This window comes from Williamsia sp. Leaf354, from assembly GCF_001424365.1.
Lineage (GTDB): Bacteria > Actinomycetota > Actinomycetes > Mycobacteriales > Mycobacteriaceae > Williamsia_A.
On sequence record NZ_LMPL01000004.1, the window covers coordinates 299,331 to 319,752 of the forward strand.

The window sequence follows — 20,422 nt, forward strand, 5'->3', positions numbered from 1 at the left end:
GAGAGGCCGGTCGAGGTCAGTGGAAGGCGATGTTGAGGGCGACCACCATCACCAGGGCGATGCCCGCGAGCGGGACCGGTCGCTTGAACCACGCGTCGCCGGCATCGGCCGGGTCGGTGAAGTGTGATGCCGGGGTCTCGGAGTACACCAGCCCCACGAGTTCCTTCACCGGCTTCGCCGCGGTCATCGAGCTCACCACGACGCTCACGACGATGTCGACGACGAACGCCGCCGACGCGGCCACGAACGGCATGCCCTGACCCGGCAGGTTGATCACCCCGGTCTCGGACAGCACGAAGACGAACACCGCCGACAGCGTTCCGGCCACCAGGCCCATCCATCCCGCGGTGGGGGTCATCCGCTTCCAGAACATGCCGAGCAGGAACGTCGCGAACAACGGGGCGTTGAAGAACCCGAACAACGTCTGCAGGTAATCCATGAGATTCGAATAGCCCGAGGCGATGAGCGCGGTGAAGATGGCCAGTACCGTCGCACCGACCGTCGCCAGGCGACCCACGGTGATGTAGTAGTTGTCGGGCTTGTTCTTCACGATGTACTGCTGCCAGATGTCGTAGCTGAACACGGTGTTGAACGCCGAGATGTTCGCCGCCATACCGGCCATGAACGAGGCCAGCAGGCCGGCCACCGCCACACCGAGCAGCCCGTTGGGCAGGATGTCGCGGATCATCAGCAGCATCGCGTCGTTGTAGGTCACGTCGGCGGCGTTGGGCCCGCTCTTGAGCGAGATCATGTCGCCGATCACCGCGGCGCAGATCATGCCGGGGATCACCACCACGAACGGGATGAACATCTTCGGGATGGCGCCGATGATGGGTGCGCGTCGCGACGCCGACATCGAGTTCGACGCCATCGCCCGCTGCACCTCGACGAAGTTGGTGGTCCAGTAGCCGAACGACAGCACGAACCCGAGCCCGAACACGATGCCGATGACCGACCACACGGGACTGTCGAAGCCGCTCAACGCATTACCTGGCCACGATGACATCTGCTCGCCGATGCTCGCCGTCACCTTGCCGTCGGTGGTGGTGTCGACGATCTTCTCCTTGAGACCGTTCCACCCGCCGACCTTGATGAGGCCGAACACGGTCAGCGGCACGAGCGCGGCGAGGATGACGAAGAACTGCAGCACCTCGTTGTAGATCGCCGCCGAGAGTCCGCCGAGTGCGGTGTAGGTCAACACGATCGCCGCGGCGACGATCAGCGACACCCACTGGCTCCACCCGAGGATGACGTTGACGATGGTGGCGAGCAGGTAGAGGTTGACGCCGGCGATGAGGACCTGGGCGACGGCGAAGCTGATCGCGTTCACGAGGTGCGCTCCGGTGCCGAAACGCCGTCGCATGAACTCGGGGACGCTGCGCACCTTCGAGCCGTAGTAGAAGGGCATCATCACGACGCCGAGGAACAGCATCGCGGGGATGGCGCCGATCCAGTAGTAGTGCATCGTCGCCAGACCGATCTGCGCGCCGTTGGCCGACATGCCCATGATCTCGACCGCGCCGAGATTGGCCGAGACGAAGGCGATTCCGGTGACCCACGCGGGAAGCCGTCGCCCGGAGAGGAAGAAGTCCAGACTCGAGGAGATCTGGCTGCGCGCCATGTACCCGATCCCGAGGACGAACACGAAATACAGCGCGATCAGCACGTAGTCCACTGCTCCGGCGTTGAGCCGGAGCACGGAGTCCGAGGCGACGTTCATTCGACAGCTCCTTCGATGCACGAACAACCGGCTACGTGAGCCAGGTCACTTCGCCCAACAACCTCACACATTTACAAACAAATAGCAACACGCGAGATGTTTGATACTGTTCGGGTCTGATCGCCGACCGAGGGAGACCGGATGCTCGCAGCGCAGCGACGTCGACGGATCCTCGACGTGCTCGAGCGTGAGGGCACCGTGCGGGTGAGCGTGCTGGCCGACGAGTTCGGCGTCTCGGAGATGACCGTGCGGCGCGACCTCGACGCCCTCGAGAACGGTGCCGCGCTGCACAAGGTGCACGGTGGCGCGGTCGCCCGCGCCAACCGCGGCGAGGAACCGTGGTCGGAAACCAAAGCCGCACAACAGCGCAGCGAGAAGCAGTCGATCGCCGCGGCGATGATGGACGTGATCGACGACGGCATGACGCTCGCGATCAGCGCCGGCACCACGACCCTCGAGGTGGCCCGCCGACTCCACGAGCGGTCCTCGATCACCGTGGTCACCAACTCGATCTCGGTGTTCCAGGAACTGACCGATCCGCACACCCGGCCCGGCCACGGCCCCGAGGTGTACCTCACCGGCGGGTCGCGTACCCCGTCGAACGCGCTGGTGGGCCCCATCGCCGACGCGGCGCTCGCGGCGTTCCGGGTCGACCTCAGCATCCTCGGCGTGCACGGTCTCGACCGCGACGCCGGACTCACCACGCCGAACATGGCCGAGGCGCAGACGAACCGGCGACTCATCGACATCGGACACCGCCTCGTGGTGGTCGCCGATCACACCAAGTACCAGGAGGTGGGCGCGCACGTGATCGCCACACTCGATCGTGTCGACACCCTCGTCGTCGACGACGGGCTGACCGCGGCCGCACGCGCCGATCTCACCGACGTCATCGACGACGTCCGCGTGGCGCAGACGCGGGACGACACATGAGCGACATCACGATCCGCCCCGCCGACACCGTCACCCCCCTCGCCGACGGCCGGGACCTGTTGTTCTTCAGCCTCCCCGGACACGACCCGCGGCCCGTAACCGATCTGCGACCGCTCCCGGCACGCGACGGCCTGCAGTCGGAGATCCGCCTCGACCGGGCCACCGGCCACTGGGTGGCGATCGCCGCCCTGCGCCAGGACCGCACATACAAGCCACCCGCCGATCAGTGCCCCCTGTGCCCCTCGCCCACCGGGACCGACAGCGAGGTGCCCGCCCACGACTACGACGTCGCGGTGTTCGAGAACCGTTTCCCCAGTCTGTCCGGCGCACGCATCGATTCGACCTTCGCACTTCCCGCCGAGACGACCGAGTCCCCTGTGTCCGCGGTGGGGCACGGCCGCTGCGAGGTCATCTGCTTCTCCAGCGATCACCAGGCGTCCTTCGCGTCGCTGGATCACGCGCACGCCCGGCTGGTGGTCGATGCCTGGCGGAGTCGGACCGCGGCCCTGTCGGCGTCACCCGGGGTCGCCGAGGTGTTCTGTTTCGAGAACCGCGGTGAGGACATCGGCGTCACGCTGACCCACCCGCACGGTCAGATCTACGCCTACCCGTACCTGACGCCGCGCACGCGGTCGATGCTGGATCAGGCCGCCCGCCATCGAACGGCGCACGACCGCAACCTGTTCGACGACATCCTCGCCACGGAGATCGCCGACGGCGCGCGCATCGTCTCGCGCTCCGAGCACATGACTGCATTCGTGCCGTTCGCCGCCCGCTGGCCGGTGGAGGTGCACATCTACCCGCACCGCCGCGTCCGCGACCTCACCGAACTCGACGACGCCGAGCTCGATTCCCTCACCGACACCTACCTGCAGATCCTGCGCACCTTCGACGCCCTCTACCCGACACCGCTGCCCTATATCGCCGCGGTGCACCAGTATTCGTCGGATCCCGAGCAGGCCGAGGGCTACCTGCACATCGAGCTGATGTCGGTGCGACGATCGGCGACCAAACTGAAGTTCCTCGCCGGGTCGGAGTCGGCGATGGACGCCTTCATCACCGACGTGACCCCCGAATCGGTCGCGCGGCGGCTCCGCGACCTCATCGCCGAGGTCGGCGCGTGACCGTCGTCGCGTCGGCACCCGGACGCGTGAACCTTCTCGGTGAACACACCGACTACAACCAGGGTTTCGCGCTGCCCATCGCCCTGACCGCGCGCACGGAGGTCCGCTGGTCACCCGATGGCTCCGGCCACCTCGTGGTCGACGCCGAGGGATACGGGCAGCTGACGATCCCCGTCGATGCCACCCCCGGAGAGGTCGACGGATGGGCGGCCTATGTCGCCGGTGTCGCGTGGTCTCTCGGAGTGGAGGGGCGACCGGTGACGGGCGGACGGCTCCACATCTCCAGCGACGTCCCGGTGGGGGCAGGACTCAGTTCGTCGGCGGCGCTGCAGTGTTCGCTCATCGGCGCCTTCACCGCGGCCACCGGGGTTCCCGACCGACTCACCTGGGCCCGTATCGCCCAGCGCGCGGAGAACGATTTCGTGGGTGCACCGACCGGTCTGCTCGACCAGCTGGCATCGCTGCACGGCGACGCCGACCGGGCCCTGCTCATCGACTTCGATGCGTTGACCGTGGAGCCGGTCCCGTTCGACCCGACGACCGCCGGAGTGACCCTCGTGGTCATCGACTCACACATCACCCACGGCCATGCCGGCGGCGAGTACGCGGCCCGTCGGGCGTCGTGCGAACGGGCCGCCGCCGATCTGGGACTGCCGAATCTGCGCGCGGTGGGCCCGGGACACCCCGACGACGTGCTGGCCGCGGTGCGCGACGACGTCGACCGACGACGGGCGCACCACGTGCTCACCGAGAACACTCGCGTCCTGCACGCATGCGAGTCCCTTCGAGACGGTGACCTCGCGGCGGTGGGAGCGATGATGGATGCCTCCCACGCCTCGATGCGCGACGACTTCGAGATCACCACACCCGGAATCGATCTGATCGCGGAGACCGCGCGGTCGGCCGGCGCGCTCGGCGCCCGGATGACCGGCGGCGGTTTCGGTGGATGCGTGATCGCCCTCGTCGGGACGGCACGCGTCGACACCCTCGTCGCATCGGTGGTCGCCGCCGCGGAGCGCGCGGGTGGGCCCACACCGACCGCGTTCACCGCGCGCGCCGGGCGAGGTGCCTCGATCGATCAGTGGCGCTGATCGCCGCGGCCCGCGGCCCCGACGATGGACGCGAGATCGTCCGGGCAGTCACGCATCAGATTGTGGCCGCCCGGCAATGCGTATGTCGTCCACGTCGGATCGTCGGCCAGTCGGCGATGGGTCGGTGCGAACGGAGACCCCTCCCATCCGGCCGCGAACACGTAGATCCGCTCGCCGATCGCGGAGAGATCCGCCCGCAGGGTGATGCGCTGCATCAGCGACGCCAGCGGGTGGGCCGACGCCCGGGGATCGAAGAACGGCATCGCCGGCACACCGAAACCCGAGGCGTCCACGTCGGAGTACCACTGGCGCTGTTCGTCATTGGTGAGCATCCAGCACGATTCCCCGTCGCGGGGCACGAACGCGTCGAGGTACACCGCGGCCACCACACGTTCGGGGGCCCGCAGTCGGTCGACGACTCCGGTGATCACCATCCCGCCGTAGCTGTGTCCGACCAGCACGAGCGGTTCGTCGGCAGCGTCGGCGGCGAGCGCCGCGACCACGTCGTCGATGTGGGTCTGTAGGTTCACGCCGCGGTCGGCGAGGTGGGCCCTCTCGGACACCCCGGTCAGGGTGTAGGCGAGGACGCGGTGCCCAGCCGCGCGCAGTGTCGCGGCGAGCTCGTCGAAGCACCACGCGCCGTGGCAGGCGCCGGGGATCAGGACGTAGGTGGGTTGCTGGGTCATGGTCTCTCCCTTCCACCGTCCACGGTCGCCGTGCACAAACCATAAGTCCAATACATCTTCGATCTGCAAACCATAAGCTGTCACTATGGAACTGCGTCAGCTCGAATACCTCGTCGCCGTCGCGGAGGAGGCCAACTTCACCCGCGCCGCGGACCGTTGCCATGTCGCCCAACCGGCCGTCAGTGCCCAGATCGCGCGGTTGGAACGCGAGCTCGGCCGCCCCCTCTTCGACCGCAGTCGGCGCGCGGTCCGCCTCACCGACGCCGGGCAGGCGGCACTGCCTCATGCACGTGCCGCCCTGGCTGCCGTCACCGACGTCGCCGCAGCCGTCGACGAGGTGGGCGCGGTGATCCGGGGGACCCTGCGCATCGGGACCGTCGCCTCGCACGACGTCGATCTCGCGTCGCTCCTCGCGGACTTCCACGATCGGCACCCCGCCGTCGACATCTCCCTGAACACCGACGATTCCGACACGTTGATCACACGGCTGCGTGACGGTCGGATCGACGTGGCGATCGCGTCGATCGCGGTCGACGAGACGCCCGCCTCCGTCGCCGTCGCGACCATCACCGATCAGGCGATCGTCGCGGCAGTGTCCACCGGCCACCCGCTGGCGGCGCATAGGTCGGTGGGATTCGGTGAGCTCGTCGGGTTCCCGTTGATCGCCCTGCCGCGCGGAACGGGTCTGCGTCGACAGTTCGACGGCGCGTGTGCGGCTGCCGGGGTGTCGGTGCGCATCGCGCTCGAGGCCGGGACACCGTCGGCGCTGGCCGATCTCGCCGCCCGCGAACTGGGTGTCGCGATCGTCCCGGAGTCCCTGGCCCGCGCTCGGCCGGACGTCGTGTGCGTCGAGCTGCGGCCGCAGATCCGGGCACGCCTCGTGTGGGCGTGGCGGGGCGACGGCCGCGTCGATCCCGCCACCGGGGCCTTCCTCCACGTCGCACGCACAGCCCTCACCGGTCAGGGACGATGAGCGGACGACCGCGTCAGATCGAAGCTCCCCCAGCTCGTTCGGTGACAGCCCGCTCCGCCGCGCGCGCGACCGCGGCGAGCATGTCCCGCCGGACGAGTCCGCTTGCCCATCGGATCATCATCCAGTACACGGCGAACCGCTGCTTCGACACCGGATCGGTGGAGTAACCACGTGTTTCGGTCGACAGCATCGTTGCCCCGTCGCATTCCACGAGGCGGAAATCGGTGAGCACCTTGGTCCAACCGGGCTGGTCGAAGGCCTCGAACTCCTCGAGGGAGTCGACCGGCCACCGTGGCGCCCGGGGTTGCCACGGCCTCATGATCGCCGCACCGACCGCACTCCGCGGTTCGTCGACAACCAGCATCTGAACAGGCCCGTCGCTGAACAGTTCCCGGCCCCGCAGACCCGGGGAGCCGAGATGCCTCACGGCCATCAGGGCCCCGGTGATGCGCAGTTGATCCGAGGTGATCGCGGTGAGTGCCGCCCAGACGTCCTCGGCGGGCGCCGACACCCGCCGATGATGCGTCTCACGGAAGTGATAGACGGGGATGACCTGTTCCGCAGTGGTTTTCATACGTTCATCTCTCCAGGTGCGAGATCACGGACCGGATGGTCCGAGCCGTCAGTTCGCTCGTCGAGCGATCGTCGATCAGGTAGATCCATGCGAACACCATCCCGAGCACGTGGGCGTGCACGTCGAGGACGTCGACGTCGTCGCGCACCTCGCCCCGTGCTCGGGCCCGATCGACCACGGTGGCGATCAATGCGCGTTCGGGCTCGATCATCGAGACGCGGAAGCGCTCGGCCACCGTGGGGTCGGACCGCAGATCAGCCAGGATCTCCGGGAGCGCGCCGCGCACCGCGGGCGCTGCGAGCAATTCCACGATCCGTTCGACCATCGCAGTGACGTCCTCGCGAAGGTTCCCCCGGTCCTCGGGTGCACTGATGTCCGATCCGTGGATGACCAGGGCGAACACCATCTCCGCTTTCGACGGCCACCGCCGGTAGATCGCGGACTTGGCCACGCCCGCGCTCTGCGCGATGCCGTCGACAGTCATCGCGCGATAGCCGCGTTCTGACAGCGCAGCGAGCACTGCCCTGGCGACGGCGGCATCCACCGCCGCCGAACGTGGACGGCCCCGACCGGAAGACATGGTGGAACCATATACGCTACCGAGAGTCCCGTAAATAGATCAGACCCGCAATCGCCTCGATTCACCGACTTCACGGGACGGGCTCGCCGGCATCGGCGACACTGATCCGGTGCAGACTCACCGATCGTTCCGCCGCGTCGTGGTCGGCGCGACCGCCGTCCTCGCCCTGGGCCTCACCGCAGGCTGCGGCAGCGACTCCCCCGCGTCCACGTCGCCGTCCGACGGTCCGCCCGCGGTCAGCGTGAGCGGCACCGGCGAGGTGGAAGGTGCCCCCGACACCCTCACCGCGCAGATCGGGGTGGAGACGCAGGCCGGCGACGTGACCGCCGCGATCGAGGCCTCCAATGCCGCGATCACCACCGTGACGAACGCCGTGGTGTCGGCGGGCGTCAACCGCGCCGACGTGCAGACCCAACAGGTGTCGATCACACCGCAGTACTCCGGCGCCCTCCCGGGTGGAACCAACACCATCTCGGGCTACCAGGCCACCAACACCCTGCGCGTGACGGTGCGTGACCTGTCGAAGGCATCGACCGTTCTCGGCGACGCCGTCTCGGCCGGTGGCAACGCGGCCCGGCTCTCCGGGGTGTCGTTCCGGGTCGACGACAACTCGAAGCTGCTCTCCGACGCACGGTCTCGCGCCTTCGCCGACGCGAAGAAGCGGGCGGAGGAGTACGCGAAGCTCTCGGGAAGCGACCTCGGCAAGGTGCTCTCGATCAGTGAGAACGTCAGCGGACAGGAGTCGCCGACCGCCGACTCCTCCCGAAGCGCGCAGAGCCTGGCCGTCCCCATCGAGCCCGGTCAGCAGACGGTGAGTGTCTCGGTGAACGTGAAGTGGGCGCTGAACTGAGCCCGCGAGGTGCGACCGCCGTCAGAGGCGGTCGAGGATCAGATCGGTCTTGAGGATGTCGCCGTGGTAGAGCCACCCCTTGCCGTCGGCGATCGAGATCGCCTGCGACCTTAGGTTCGACGCCTCCGACTGGGTGTCGACGGTGAACGAGAACTCGATCACCGTCTGCGTCCCCGACCCCGACGCCGCGGGCACCGCCAGCACCTCGATGCTCGGTGCGGTGCCCTGCCACGATCCGCTGTAGACCTTCGTGGTCACCGGGCCGTGGGCCGCGGACTCCGTGAGCCGGTCGGTCCCCCAGTTCTTCGCCGTCCAGTCGTCGAGTTTGCCCGGGATGTTCGACACCAACAGCGCTCGCGCGGTCGATTCCCCGGGCAGCGTGGTGCCGGAGTACTTCGACGCGCTCGACGACTTGTCGTTGCTGAAACTGAGCTCCTGCTGCGCATAGCCCCAGTCGACCTGAGCGTCGTAGTTGGTGTCGGACGAGTCGAAACCGGCCGAATTGGCGGTGGTGAGTGCGGCGTTCACATTCCCGTTCGTGACGTCGAAACGCTTCTTGTAGTTCAACTCCAGGTCTTTGCCGCTCTTGTGGCGCAGCCGCACACTCCACCCCTGACCCTTCAGCGCGCGCGAGCCGGTGTCGAAGTACTCGTACGACCGCGTCGAAGCGGTGGCCGACAGACCGAACGCCGATCGCACCGCAGACGTCGGCACACCCGAACCGTCGATCGCGGAGGCGAGGAAATCCAGCTTCACCTCGTAGTCGGGGACGGCGTTCGCGTCGGCGTGGGCCGTCGCGGTCGCAGCGCCGAACGAGACGGCCAGGGACGCGGAGATGAGCAGAACGCGCAGGCGGTGTCGGATCATGGCCGAGAACCTAAGCCGCGCTCATGAACGTCCGGTGGTCGTCACGCTCGCCGGCCGTTCACCGTCTCGTCACCCGACCGTCGCCCTGCCTTGGTACGCCTTCGCGATGCACACGGACCGAAAGACACTGTTCCGCAAGACCATGGTGGTCGTTGCCATCGCCGGGATCGTCGCGGTCAGTGCGTGTTCCTCGGACTCGAAGGACACGTCCGCGAACGGTCTGATCGCCACGAAGGCACAGCCGACCACCTTCACGGCGGCCCAGGTGCTCGCAGCCACAGGCGGTGCGACGCCTGTGCGCTACGCGCAGCCGGCCCACGGGACGATCCGGCCCGCCGCGAACGGCGGCATCACCTACACGCCGGCGGCCGGGTACTCGGGCACCGACACCATCTCGGCCACCACGTCCGACGCGGTGTCGCTGTATCCCTCCGACGTCGCGCCGCTGACCACCATCGGTGGGGTGCCGATCGGCGGGAGCGCCTACGGTTCGGCGTTGACCGCCGTCCCCGGCAGCACGACCGAGTTCTACGGCCTCACCGACCGCGGCCCGAACGTCGACGGGCGCACCGACAGCGAGAAGGTGTTGCCGCTGCCCGAGTTCCATCCCGCCATCGGTCGCTTCCGTCTCCTCGACGGTCGCGCCGAACTCGTCTCGACGATCACCCTGAAGGGCACCGACGGTCAGCCCCTCAACGGCCTGGTCGATCCCCAGGCCACCACCGGCGAGACCCTCGTCGATCTCACGGGTGCGGTGCTGCCGGCGTCCGATCACGGCCTCGACACCGAGGGCCTCGTGGCGCTACCCGACGGGACCTTCTGGGTCTCCGACGAATACGGGCCGTTCATCGTGCACGTCGACGCCACCGGCCGGGAACTGGATCGCCTGTCCCCCTTCGACGGATCACTGCCCCGCGAATTGTCGCTGCGCACACCGAATCAGGGCATGGAGGGCCTCACGGTCACACCGGACGGCACCACCCTTGTCGGCATCATGCAGTCGGCGCTCAGGACACCGGGACTGTCGGGATCGGCGAAATCGGTTCCGGTGGCACGCATCGTCACAGTCGACCTCCGCTCGCGCGCGGTGTCGGAGTACCTCTTCCCCCTGGCGAACCCGCAGAAGACAAAGGTCGCGGTCTCGGAGATCACCGCCCTCAGCGCGACGCGCTTCATCGTCGACGAACGCGACGGCAAGCTCGAACCCGGGGCCGACAAGAAGCTCTGGATCGCCGACATCTCCGGCGCGACCGATGTCGGGCCCCGCTCACGTGTGGCGGGAAGTCGCTACGCCCCCGACGCCGGTGGACTGCTGGTGGACAATCGTCCCATCGAGACCGCGGTCGGTGTCACGACCGACACCGACGCCGTCGCGCGCCTGCGATCGATGGGCATCGCCACGGCAGGCAGGACACTCGACGTCGACCTCGGCGGTCTCGTCACCGGACTCGACCCCTCGGGCGGCTTCTTCGGCCACGACAAGGTCGAGGGCGTGGCGGCACTCGACGGCGGCAGGCGCCTGGCGATCTCGAACGACAGCGACTTCGGGCTCGCCGGACTCGCCTCCACCACACCACCGTTCACCCTCGAATCGAAGACCCTGGCAAACGGGCTCCAGGATTCCGGCGAGATCCTCGTCGTCGACACCACGAAACTGCCCGCCACGACACGAAACACCGACATCTCGGTCACCGTGCGGTGACCCCCGCGGCGAGAGCCGCGAAGTCTCTACGATGGCGAGATGCGACGCATCGTGATCGCCGTGGCGATCATCGCCGTCGCGCTTCTCGTGGGCGGGTCGGTCACATCGACCTCGACCGACCTCTCCCCCAATCGACGAGTCGCCGCGGTGTTCGTCGGTGACACCGACCGACACACCTGCACCGCCGAATCGATCCACTCCACCACCGGCGACCTGATGCTGACCGCCGCCCACTGCGTCTCGGCGATCACCGCACCACTGCACGTGGTGCCCGGTTATGCCGCGGGCCGAGAACCGTTCGGGTCATGGTCGGTCACCGCGATCTACCTCGACCCGGCATGGATCGCGAGCCAGGACGACAACCACGACTTCGCGGTACTGCGCGTCGCCCCGTCGTCGGGGAAGCATCGGCGATCCCTCGAGGCCGCCACCGGTCGCGGTTTCTCCTTCATCCCGTTTCGCGCCGGCGTCGGGGTACGGGTGATCGGGTACGGCGCGGGCAGCGGCGACTCACCGGTCGGATGCCGCGGATCGACCCGCATCGCGCGCGGGGCGCCGACCATCACCTGCCGCGGCCTCGTCGACGGGACGAGCGGCTCGCCGTGGCTGGTGAAACGGTCGATCATCGGGATCGTCGGCGGCTTCCACCAGGGTGGCTGCGTCAGTTTCATCTCGCACTCGCCGATACTCTCCGACGGTCTGCCCGCGCTCATCGCGCGCGCGGAACGCAAGGGACCCGGCGACACCCCGCCCTCGACGGTCCCGGACGACTGCTGACACCCGCCGATCGGCACGGTCGGGGGTCGGTTTCGGCACGGTCGGTGCGCAGTTTCGGCACGCTCGGCGCCACCTTTCGGCACGCTCGGCGGCGTCATCCGGGACCTCCGCCGAGCGTGCCGAAGATCCCCGCCGACTGTGCCGAAACTCAGTACAAGTAGACGACAGCGTCGTCGCCACCGGTGCAGGTGACCGTGGGCCCCTCTGCGGCACAAATCATCCGGATGGTCTCCCCGGTCTCGGGACTGGTCGCGGAGACGGGCCGCGGCAACTGTCCGGGCCGACCGGTGCGCGCGTAGGCGATCCGTACCTCTTCGGCGAAACCACATGTCGTGGCCGAACTCCCCACCGACGACGCCCGGTAGAGGCCGGTGCGGGCGTAGCGGATGGGACAGGGCGTCGACCCGTTCGGTGCCCCTGACGCCGTGGTGGCCGGTGTTCGCGACGGCGCGGAGCGCGATCGCGACGACGAGGACGAGGACGACAGGGGCGGCGAGGAGGGGGCCGGCGCGCCGTCTGAGGTCGCGGTGGTGGTGACCGACGTGGCGGGAGCACCCGTGGGGAACGTCCCGGCGGTGCTCGACCGGCCGAGCACCAGGTAGCCGATGACCGCGGCGAGACCGATCACGAACGCCAGCGCGAGAATCCCGACCAGAACGAGCGCGCCGCGTGAGGGATTGGGCCGCCGGGGTGGCTCGGGCACATCGTCGGTCATGGTTGCTGATCCTAAGGTGATCGGCCCGGGAACAGGGCCGATCAGGTCCCGTCGGTGCGCCAGGAACGCATGCCGAGGATGACCATGATCAGTTTGCGCTGCGTGCGCTCGAGCAGTTCCCGGTCGGCGACCGGATCGCGACGGCTGGCCTCGATCAGCTCGGCGACGGCGTGCAGCATCACGTTGACCATGAGATCGGCCGCGAGTTCGAGATCCTCGGCGCCCCAGCGGGCCATCTCGGGGATGCGGGAGAGATCGATCGCGAGTTCCTTGACGAACAATCGGAGCTCGGTGTCGATCGCGCGCCGGATCTCGGCGACCCCGCCGTGCTGTTCGCGGACGAGGAAGCGGAACTGTGCCTCGTTGTCGCGGACCTGCTGCACCAGGATGGCCAGCGAACTCTGCGCGGTGGGGACGGCGTCGCGGGCAGCGAGGTCGCGACGCCCTTCGCGCAGCATGGTGCGCAGCACGCGCATCGAATCCTCGACGAGCGTCACCCCGAGGTCCTCCATCGAGGCGAAATGGCGATAGAAGGCAGTGGGCACGATTCCCGCGGCCTTGGCCACCTCACGCAGGCTGAGGCTCGAGAAGCTGCGGTCGGCGACCAGGTCCAGGGTCTCGTCGAGCAGAGCCGAGCGTGTTCTGCTCTTCCGCGCCGAGCGGCTCTCGGTGGCGTCGACCGCGGCCGCACGACTCGACGACCGAGACGCGCCGGACGTCCGCGAACCCCGGGACGCCCGCGTCGACAGGTCATCTACGGGACGCGGCACCCGGCAAGTCTAGGCAGAAGTAGCGCGTCCTCACGCCCGACGTGGCCGCCGGGAGTGAACTGCATCACACGTCGGATGGGTGTGTGACGGCCCCGACCAGCCCCCGCTCTTGACCGCCCACCACCACCGAGTGGCACACTATCGGTGTACAAGTGTTCACCGAAAGTGTTCGGCCCGCCGCTGTACCCCACACACTCCCATCCCCGCAGGAGGCACCGATGTTCGAACGCTTCCCCGCGTTGTTCGGCTCCGTGATCGAGGCCGCGCTCGCACCCCACCCCGTCGACCGATATCTCGAACTCGTCGACCCGATGATCACCTGGAGCGACCTCCGCGCGAAGGTCGTCGAGGTCCGCCGACCCACCTCGCGCGCCGTCACCCTCGTGCTGGCCCCCACACGCCAGTGGACCGGCTTCCGCGCAGGTCAGTACATCCAGCTGAGCACCGTCATCAACGGCGTGCGCCACACCCGATGCTTCTCGCCGGCGAACGCCGAGAGCGGTCGCGACGGTCGGGTCGAGCTCACGATCACCGCCCACGACGACGGCTTCGTCTCCAAGCACCTGCGCGATCACGCGAAGGTCGGTGACGTTGTCGGTCTCACCCCCGCGACCGGAGACTTCGTGCTCCCCGAACAGCGCCCCCGCAACGCGGTGTTCATCAGCGGCGGAAGTGGGGTCACACCTGTTCTCTCGATGATGCGCACGCTCGTCGCCGAGCGACACACCGGCCGGATGACCTTCATCCACTACGCCGCCTCGCCCGATGACGTCGCATACGCCGATGAGCTCATCGATCTCGACCGGCTCCACGACACCGTCGCCGTGCACACCATCCACACCCGCGAATCGGTCGACGGCGCCCGTCACAGCGGTCACCTCACCGACGAGCACCTGAGCGATCTCGTGCCCGACCTGACCGACATCGAGGTGTTCGTCTGCGGCCCTGCGGGACTCATGGACGCGGCACGCGAGTTCTTCGACGCCCGCGGTCTGGGCGATCGGGTCCACAGCGAGGCGTTCACCGCGCCGGCATCCTTCGCCCCCGATCCCGACGAGCCGGTGAGCGGCACGCTGCGCTTCGCGTCGTCGAAGACCGAGTCCGACAACGACGGTCGCACCATTCTCGAACAGGCCGAGGCCGCCGGGTTGACCCCGGAGTTCGGTTGCCGCATGGGGATCTGCTTCTCGTGCACCGCGCCGAAGAAGTCGGGATGCACGCGCAACGTGCTCACCGGCGAGATGGACACCGAATCCGACAAGCACATCCAACTCTGTATCTCCGCGCCGGTCGGCGACGTCGAGATCGACATCTGAGAGAGGACTGACCATGACGATCATGCAACTGCCCACCACCATCGAGAACGACACCACCGACACCGATGCGACCGACCCCAACCAGCTCGTCCTGAGCTACGAGGAGGTCGAGGAGCTCGGTCGCGAACTCGACGAGCTGCGTGCGCGCGTCGTCGCCGATCTCGGTGAGCGCGACCGCGAGTACATCTACAAGATCATCAAGGCGCAGCGCGGGTTCGAGGTCGCCGGGCGTGGTCTGGCCTACCTCGGATGGTTCCCGCCGGCCTGGATCGCCGGCGTGGCCGCCCTGAGCGTGTCGAAGATCCTCGACAACATGGAGATCGGCCACAACGTCATGCACGGTCAGTACGACTGGATGCGTGAGCCGTCGCTGAACTCGCGTGAGTTCGAGTGGGACACCGTGTGCCCCTCGGACCAGTGGCGCCACAGCCACAACTACATGCACCACACCTTCACCAACATCCTGGGTGAGGACCGCGACATCGGCTACGGCATCCTCCGGATGGACCGCGACCAGGAGTGGAACCCCTACTACCTGGGCAACCTCGCCTACGCGACCGCCCTCATGGTCGGTTTCGAGTGGGGCGTCATGCTCCACGATCTCGAGGTCGAGAACATCCGCGCGGGCACGCGCAAGTGGTCCGACGTCAAGGGCCTCGTGAAGGGCATGTGGCGCAAGGCGAGCAAGCAGGTGCTCAAGGACTACGTGGTGTACCCGGCTCTCACCGGCCCGCTGTTCCCGCTGACCCTCGCGGGCAACGTGACCGCGAACCTGGTGCGCAACCTGTGGACGTTCTCCATCATCTTCTGCGGCCACTTCCCGTCGGGTGTGCAGACCTTCACGCCGGAGGAATGCGAGAACGAGACGAAGGGTCAGTGGTACCTGCGCCAGATGCTCGGCTCGGCCAACATCACCGGCAGCCCGCTGTTCCACATCATGAGCGGCAACCTCTCGCACCAGATCGAGCACCACCTGTTCCCCGACATCCCGGCCAACCGCTACCCGGAGATGGCGCCCGAGGTGCAGGCGATCTGCGAGAAGTACGGGTTGCCCTACAACACAGGTACTTTCAGCCACCAGATCGGGTCGACCTGGAAGAAGATCGCGAAGCTGTCGCTGCCCAATTCGATGGTCTCCGACGACGTCGAGTTCAGTGTTAAGGTCGACCGGCAGAAGCAGGACGTGGCCTGAGAGGTCGCGGCGCGGCGACGACGTGAGGAGGCGGTGACGATGGTCGGACGGTTCGAACGCAACAAGGATCTGCTGCAGACCGCCGTCGAGTCCACCGCCACCCACGTCGGCCGTATCGCCACCATCATCACCGGCGCCGTCGTCGAGATCACCCGAGAGATCGGGGATCTCGTCGCCGACGGCGTCGAGATGCGTGAGGCGGCGAAGAAGGCCGAGATCGACGAGGGCGATCTGCCCGAGATCGACTCGCCCATCGACCCCGAGGACCACCCCGGCCGCGACTTCTGGGCCAAGCGCGAGAAGAACTGATCGGGCAATTGTCCGACCCGCTCGCTACTCTCTGCGGGTGCACACACACCTGATCGGTTGCGCGCGATGACCCGCCTCCGCGGCCTGGCCATCGCGGTCCTCACCTTCGCGATGTTCATGGATCTGATGGACGTCACCATCGTCAACGTCGCGCTGCCCGCGATCCGCGACGACCTCGACGCCAGTCCCTCCCAGCTCGAGTGGCTCATCGGCGGATACGTGCTGGCGTTCGCCGGGGTTCTGATCACCGCCGGCCGCCTCGGTGATCGCTACGGTCGGCAACGGGTGTTCATCGTCGGCATCGTCGGCTTCACCTTGGCGTCCCTCACCGCGTCGCTGGCCCAGAACGGCGAGACACTCGTCGGTTCCCGTGTCGGTCAGGGCCTGTTCGCCGGCCTGATGGTCCCGCAGGTGCTGGCCAGCGTGCAGGCGCTCTACAAACCGCGTGAGCGCGCGCCGATCTTCGCGATCATCGGCGTCATCACGGCGTTGGCCGCGGTCATCGGCCCCGTCCTCGGCGGGTGGCTGGTCACCAGCAACCCGTTCGGCGGCGGATGGCGCGCCATCTTCTTCATCAACGTCCCCGTCGGCATCGTCATCGCCATCGCCGCGATCGCCTTCGTCCCGAACACCAAGGCGGAGCGCCCATCTCCGCTCGACCCGCTGGGCGTGCTCCTCGCGGTGGGCGGCATCCTGCTGCTGGTCTACCCGTTGGTGGAGGGACGCCAGCTCGGATGGCCGGTGTGGTCGTTCGTGCTGATGGCGCTGTCGCCGGTGGTGCTGTTGGCCTTCGTGCTGAACGAACGCCGCCACGACGCCGACGGCGCGATGATGCCGCTGCGTCTGTTCACCGATCGCGGGTTCACCGGCGGCATCGCGATCCAGTTCCTGTTCCAGGGATCGATCACCTCGTTCTTCCTCATCCTCGCCCTCTACGTGCAGACCGGTCTCGGGTTCTCCGCCATCGCCTCGGGCGCACTCACGCTGCCGTTCAGTCTCGGCGCGATGCTCGCCGCCGGGGTCGCGGCCGCACTCGTCTCGCGTCTCGGCCGGATCCTCCCCGCGGTCGGCGGGGTGCTGATCACGATCGGCACCGCATGGACCATCCAGGTCCTCCGGAGCGAGGGCACCTCGTATTCGGCGTGGGACTCGGTGATCCCGATGGCGATCGCCGGGATCGGGCTCACGGTCATGTTGGTGCCGCTGCTCGACATCGCGCTGGCGACGGTCGACACCCGTGACTCCGGTGCGGCGTCGGGCGTCCTCGGCACGTTCCAGCAGGTGGGCGGCGCTCTCGGCGTCGCGGTCACCGGCGTCATCTTCTTCGATGCCGCGGGCCGCTACAGCCAGCCCGAGCTGCTGCACGCGCTGAGCCTCGCCGCCTGGGTGCCGATCATCGGCTACGCCCTGGCCGCGGCATCGGCGGCACTGCTCCCCCGCCTCGACGTCGTGAAAGAGCACCTGGCGTCACTGGACACCGAGGACGCCGAGCCGGCGATCGCCTGAGACGTACCCCCACATCTATTCCCACCGTCGGACATCGGCCCAGCGTGGCGTCAACGATTGCCCGGGGTGGACGGCCGCATTAGTGTCGGCCACGTGTCGAATCAGACTGTCCCCACCGAGTCCGCCGCACGGCGGCGTCCGGCCGCGTTGACCTTCCCGAATCCGGTCAACGAGTACGCCGCACGCTCCACGGCGGCACTGGTCGTGGTGCTCGCGATCGTGACGATCGTCGTCGACAACCCGATCCTCTACGCCGTGCTGGCGGCGGGATTCCTGCTGCGCGTCATCTCCGGCCCGACCCTGTCGCCCTTCGGGCAACTGTCGGTCCGCGTGATCGTGCCCCGGCTGGGCCTCACCAAGATGGTCCCCGGTCCGCCCAAGCGCTTCGCCCAGGCGATCGGCCTCACCATCACCGGCGTCGCTCTCGTCCTGAGTCTGCTCGGCTTCGACCTGGCCGCCCAGATCACCGTCGGGCTCGTGGTGATCGCCGCACTGCTCGAGTCGGCGGCCGGGATCTGCCTCGGCTGCATCATCTTCGGCTTCCTGCAGCGCCGCGGCGTCATCCCCGAGAGCGTGTGCGAGGCCTGCAACAACATCTCGCTGCGCTCACCGGCCTGACCCACCTCTACGTGATCGAGAGCGCGATCCCGTCGAGGATGTCGTGCTCACTCACCACGAGTTCGGTGATCCCCGCACGCTCGGCGAGCACCCGCGCGAGTTCGAGCGTCACCAGCGAGCCCCCGCCGATCACGTCGACACGGCCCGGGTGCATCGGACCCAGCGCGGCGCGATCCTCGCGGGTCATCGACACCAGCCGCTCGCACACCTCGGTCAGAACAGCCAGCGGGATCCGTGATCGGTGGATGCGTTCGGCGTCGTAGGTGGGCAGATCGAGAGCGAGTGCCGCCAGCGTCGTCATCGTGCCGGCCACGCCCACCCAGGTGCGCGCCTGATCGACCGGCACCACGGCGAAGGCACGGGCGAGTTCGGTCGCCGCGGTATCGCGCGCCCGGGAGACCTCGTCGGCGGTCGGCGGATCGGAATGCAACACCCGCTCGGTGAGCCGCACGCACCCGATGTTCGTCGAGAACGCCGCCGACACACCCGAGCCGGCCTCGCCGAGGACCACCTCGGTCGATCCGCCACCGAGGTCGGTCACCACGAACGGGCCGTGCGCCGGGTCGAACTCACCGACGGCGCCGGCGAACGACAACCGCGCCTCTTCGTCACCGCTGATCACCTCAGCCACCGCACCGTCCGACACCCGTCCCAGCAATTCGCGGGTCATGGCGAAGAACTCGTCACGGTTGCCCGCGTCGCGGGTTGCCGACGTGGCGACCATCCGCACCGCCGTGACACCGTTGGCCTCCATCACCGTCACGTAGTCGGCCAACGCCGCGCGCGTACGAGCCAGGGCGCCGGTCGTGAACTCGCCGGTCGCGTCGACACCCTCGCCGAGCCGCACCACGCGCATCTCGCGGTGGACGTCGACCAGGACGCCGTCGTCGTCGCGCCGGGAGATGAGCAGTCGGATCGAGTTGGTGCCGCAGTCGACGGCGGCGACGGTACTCACGACGAGCCCTCCACATCGAGATCGGGGAAGTCGGCGGCCCGGGGCCAGTAGGCCGGCAACGCTGTTCCGCGCAAGGATGATTCGGCCGCGAGCGCCACCGCCTCGTCGCCGAGGGGGTTCGCACCCGGGCCCTTTGCCAGCGAATGCGCGATGAGCACGTGCAGGCACTTGACCCGATCGGGCATGCCACCACCGGTGAAATCGGTTCCCAGCGACTCGATCTCGTCACGCTCGGCGAGATACGACAGGTGGGCGTCGCGGTATCGCGCCGCGAGCGCGGAGTCGGTCAGCAGCCGCTGCGACATCGACCGCATCACCCCTGCCGACTCCAGTCGGCTCGCCTCGGCGGTCAGCCGCGGGTCGGTCAGGTAGAACAAGGTCGGGAACGGCGTGCCGTCGGGCAGCCGCGGCGCGGTCTTCACCACCGCGGGGGCGCCGTCGGGCGTGCGGTAGCTGATCTCCAGCACACCGCGCGGCTCGCGCCCGAGTTGCGCGGCGACCGCGGCGAGATCCTCCGGAGAGGGCTGCCGGTGGGCCTGATCGGTCACTCCCGGTCTGTCCTCACCGGTCGACCGGCGTGGACACCGAGTCCAGGAGGTTGGTGTACCAGGCGTTGCCGGCACGACGCTCGGCCCGCTTCTCCTCGTCGGACTTCGCGGGCGGTGTCGGGAACTGCATGACGACGGCCTTGTCACCGGGCATCACGAACTGGAGGCGATCGCGGGCCTGGGCCTGGATGTACGCGGGATCGTTCTGCTCGTCGACCTTCGACTGCAGCTCCGAGACCTCGGTGCGCAGCGAGGTGTTGGCGCCGGCGAGCTGGTCCGATTCCGACTGCTGCGAGAAGTACGTCCGCAACGGCACCGCGAGCGTCAGCGCGACGACGCTCACCACCATCGCGAGCAGCACCGCACGTTTCGGACTCATGCCGCGCACCAGACGTCGACGCGGACGATCGTCGACGACGGCCGTCGAGCCGACGTCCCGCCCGGTCTCGCGTCGGGGCGAGGTGTCGAGGTCGTCGTCGACCGAGGCCGCCGTGTCGAGTGGATCCGGCGTCACCGGGGTGTCGGCACGACGTGACTCGGTGCGTGCCCGGTCCGTACGCGAGCCGCTCGCACGACGACCGTCGGCGCGACGTGTCGGGGTCGGGCGCGCAGAACC

The 20,422-nt window shown here is 68.3% G+C and carries 22 protein-coding genes; 12 read left to right on the top strand and 10 right to left on the bottom strand.

Annotation, left to right across the window (positions count from 1 at the left end):
• Positions 1–16 precede the first annotated feature (16 nt).
• Entirely contained in the window at positions 17–1,720 is a 1,704-nt protein-coding gene (locus ASG12_RS15875) for a sodium:solute symporter family protein (protein ID WP_055791628.1), read from the bottom strand.
• Positions 1,721–1,861: 141 nt separating this feature from the next.
• Here ASG12_RS15875 and ASG12_RS15880 point away from each other — a divergent pair, with 141 nt between their 5' ends.
• The 3 genes from ASG12_RS15880 to galK are packed head-to-tail and all read left to right on the top strand — an operon-like array spanning position 1,862 to position 4,868.
• Complete coding sequence (locus ASG12_RS15880; RefSeq protein WP_055791630.1) at positions 1,862–2,653, top strand: DeoR/GlpR family DNA-binding transcription regulator; 792 nt, start codon at positions 1,862–1,864, stop codon at positions 2,651–2,653.
• On the top strand, positions 2,650–3,777 hold the full coding sequence (galT, locus tag ASG12_RS15885) for a galactose-1-phosphate uridylyltransferase (RefSeq protein ID WP_055791634.1): 1,128 nt from the start codon (positions 2,650–2,652) through the stop codon (positions 3,775–3,777). The genes ASG12_RS15880 and galT overlap by 4 nt, the downstream gene beginning before the upstream one ends.
• Complete coding sequence (galK, locus tag ASG12_RS15890) at positions 3,774–4,868, top strand: galactokinase (protein ID WP_055791636.1); 1,095 nt, start codon at positions 3,774–3,776, stop codon at positions 4,866–4,868. Before galT ends, galK begins: the two co-directional genes overlap by 4 nt.
• Here the strand turns inward: galK and ASG12_RS15895 are convergent.
• Complete coding sequence (locus tag ASG12_RS15895) at positions 4,856–5,554, bottom strand: alpha/beta fold hydrolase (RefSeq protein WP_055792192.1); 699 nt, start codon at positions 5,552–5,554, stop codon at positions 4,856–4,858. The genes galK and ASG12_RS15895 overlap by 13 nt on opposite strands.
• A gap of 85 nt (positions 5,555–5,639) precedes the next feature.
• On the opposite strand from ASG12_RS15895, the gene ASG12_RS15900 reads away from it, so the two are divergent.
• On the top strand, positions 5,640–6,527 hold the full coding sequence (locus tag ASG12_RS15900; protein WP_055791638.1) for a LysR family transcriptional regulator: 888 nt from the start codon (positions 5,640–5,642) through the stop codon (positions 6,525–6,527).
• Positions 6,528–6,540: 13 nt separating this feature from the next.
• On the opposite strand, the gene ASG12_RS15905 is transcribed toward ASG12_RS15900, so the two are convergent.
• Together ASG12_RS15905 and ASG12_RS15910 are read right to left on the bottom strand one after the other, a co-directional pair.
• On the bottom strand, positions 6,541–7,101 hold the full coding sequence (locus ASG12_RS15905) for a hypothetical protein (protein WP_055791642.1): 561 nt from the start codon (positions 7,099–7,101) through the stop codon (positions 6,541–6,543).
• A 4-nt stretch (positions 7,102–7,105) separates the two neighbouring features.
• A complete protein-coding gene (locus ASG12_RS15910; protein ID WP_082502061.1) occupies positions 7,106–7,681 on the bottom strand; it encodes a TetR/AcrR family transcriptional regulator in 576 nt (191 codons plus the stop codon).
• A 109-nt stretch (positions 7,682–7,790) separates the two neighbouring features.
• On the opposite strand from ASG12_RS15910, the gene ASG12_RS15915 reads away from it, so the two are divergent.
• Complete coding sequence (locus ASG12_RS15915; RefSeq protein ID WP_055791646.1) at positions 7,791–8,531, top strand: SIMPL domain-containing protein; 741 nt, start codon at positions 7,791–7,793, stop codon at positions 8,529–8,531.
• 21 nt (positions 8,532–8,552) lie between these two features.
• Here the strand turns inward: ASG12_RS15915 and ASG12_RS15920 are convergent, their stop codons facing one another.
• Positions 8,553–9,398 (bottom strand): hypothetical protein, encoded by an 846-nt coding sequence (locus ASG12_RS15920; RefSeq protein WP_055791649.1) that lies wholly within the window; start codon positions 9,396–9,398, stop codon positions 8,553–8,555.
• 106 nt (positions 9,399–9,504) lie between these two features.
• Here ASG12_RS15920 and ASG12_RS15925 point away from each other — a divergent pair, with 106 nt between their 5' ends.
• Complete coding sequence (locus ASG12_RS15925) at positions 9,505–11,100, top strand: esterase-like activity of phytase family protein (protein WP_235457153.1); 1,596 nt, start codon at positions 9,505–9,507, stop codon at positions 11,098–11,100.
• Between the two features lie 39 nt (positions 11,101–11,139).
• Positions 11,140–11,877 (top strand): trypsin-like serine peptidase, encoded by a 738-nt coding sequence (locus ASG12_RS15930; RefSeq protein WP_055791652.1) that lies wholly within the window; start codon positions 11,140–11,142, stop codon positions 11,875–11,877.
• A gap of 148 nt (positions 11,878–12,025) precedes the next feature.
• Here the strand turns inward: ASG12_RS15930 and ASG12_RS15935 are convergent, their stop codons facing one another.
• Together ASG12_RS15935 and ASG12_RS15940 are read right to left on the bottom strand one after the other, a co-directional pair.
• Positions 12,026–12,592 carry a hypothetical protein gene (locus tag ASG12_RS15935; RefSeq protein ID WP_055791655.1) on the bottom strand — a complete coding sequence of 189 codons (567 nt, stop codon included), beginning with the start codon at positions 12,590–12,592 and terminating at the stop codon, positions 12,026–12,028.
• A 41-nt stretch (positions 12,593–12,633) separates the two neighbouring features.
• Positions 12,634–13,362: a TetR family transcriptional regulator gene (locus tag ASG12_RS15940; protein ID WP_235457155.1), complete on the bottom strand. Its 729-nt coding sequence runs from the start codon at positions 13,360–13,362 to the stop codon at positions 12,634–12,636.
• 218 nt (positions 13,363–13,580) lie between these two features.
• Between ASG12_RS15940 and ASG12_RS15945 the strand changes: the two genes are divergently transcribed.
• The 5 genes from ASG12_RS15945 (at position 13,581) to ASG12_RS15965 (ending at position 18,303) form a co-directional block, all read left to right on the top strand.
• On the top strand, positions 13,581–14,678 hold the full coding sequence (locus ASG12_RS15945; RefSeq protein ID WP_055791658.1) for a ferredoxin reductase: 1,098 nt from the start codon (positions 13,581–13,583) through the stop codon (positions 14,676–14,678).
• 13 nt (positions 14,679–14,691) lie between these two features.
• Positions 14,692–15,870: a fatty acid desaturase family protein gene (locus tag ASG12_RS15950; protein ID WP_055791661.1), complete on the top strand. Its 1,179-nt coding sequence runs from the start codon at positions 14,692–14,694 to the stop codon at positions 15,868–15,870.
• 39 nt (positions 15,871–15,909) lie between these two features.
• On the top strand, positions 15,910–16,179 hold the full coding sequence (locus ASG12_RS15955) for a hypothetical protein (protein WP_055792201.1): 270 nt from the start codon (positions 15,910–15,912) through the stop codon (positions 16,177–16,179).
• Positions 16,180–16,245: 66 nt separating this feature from the next.
• Positions 16,246–17,685: a DHA2 family efflux MFS transporter permease subunit gene (locus ASG12_RS15960; protein WP_055791664.1), complete on the top strand. Its 1,440-nt coding sequence runs from the start codon at positions 16,246–16,248 to the stop codon at positions 17,683–17,685.
• Between the two features lie 93 nt (positions 17,686–17,778).
• On the top strand, positions 17,779–18,303 hold the full coding sequence (locus ASG12_RS15965) for a DUF4395 domain-containing protein (RefSeq protein ID WP_055791666.1): 525 nt from the start codon (positions 17,779–17,781) through the stop codon (positions 18,301–18,303).
• A gap of 7 nt (positions 18,304–18,310) precedes the next feature.
• On the opposite strand, the gene ASG12_RS15970 is transcribed toward ASG12_RS15965, so the two are convergent.
• The 3 genes from ASG12_RS15970 to ASG12_RS21760 are packed head-to-tail and all read right to left on the bottom strand — an operon-like array spanning position 18,311 to position 20,320.
• The gene (locus ASG12_RS15970; protein ID WP_055791669.1) at positions 18,311–19,258 is read right to left on the bottom strand and encodes a Ppx/GppA phosphatase family protein; all 948 of its coding nucleotides are present in this window, start codon (positions 19,256–19,258) and stop codon (positions 18,311–18,313) included.
• Positions 19,255–19,806, bottom strand: a complete 552-nt coding sequence (locus ASG12_RS15975) for a DUF501 domain-containing protein (RefSeq protein WP_055791672.1) — start codon at positions 19,804–19,806, stop codon at positions 19,255–19,257. Before ASG12_RS15975 ends, ASG12_RS15970 begins: the two co-directional genes overlap by 4 nt.
• A 13-nt stretch (positions 19,807–19,819) precedes the next feature.
• Positions 19,820–20,320, bottom strand: a complete 501-nt coding sequence (locus tag ASG12_RS21760) for an FtsB family cell division protein (RefSeq protein ID WP_235457157.1) — start codon at positions 20,318–20,320, stop codon at positions 19,820–19,822.
• Positions 20,321–20,422 lie beyond the last annotated feature (102 nt).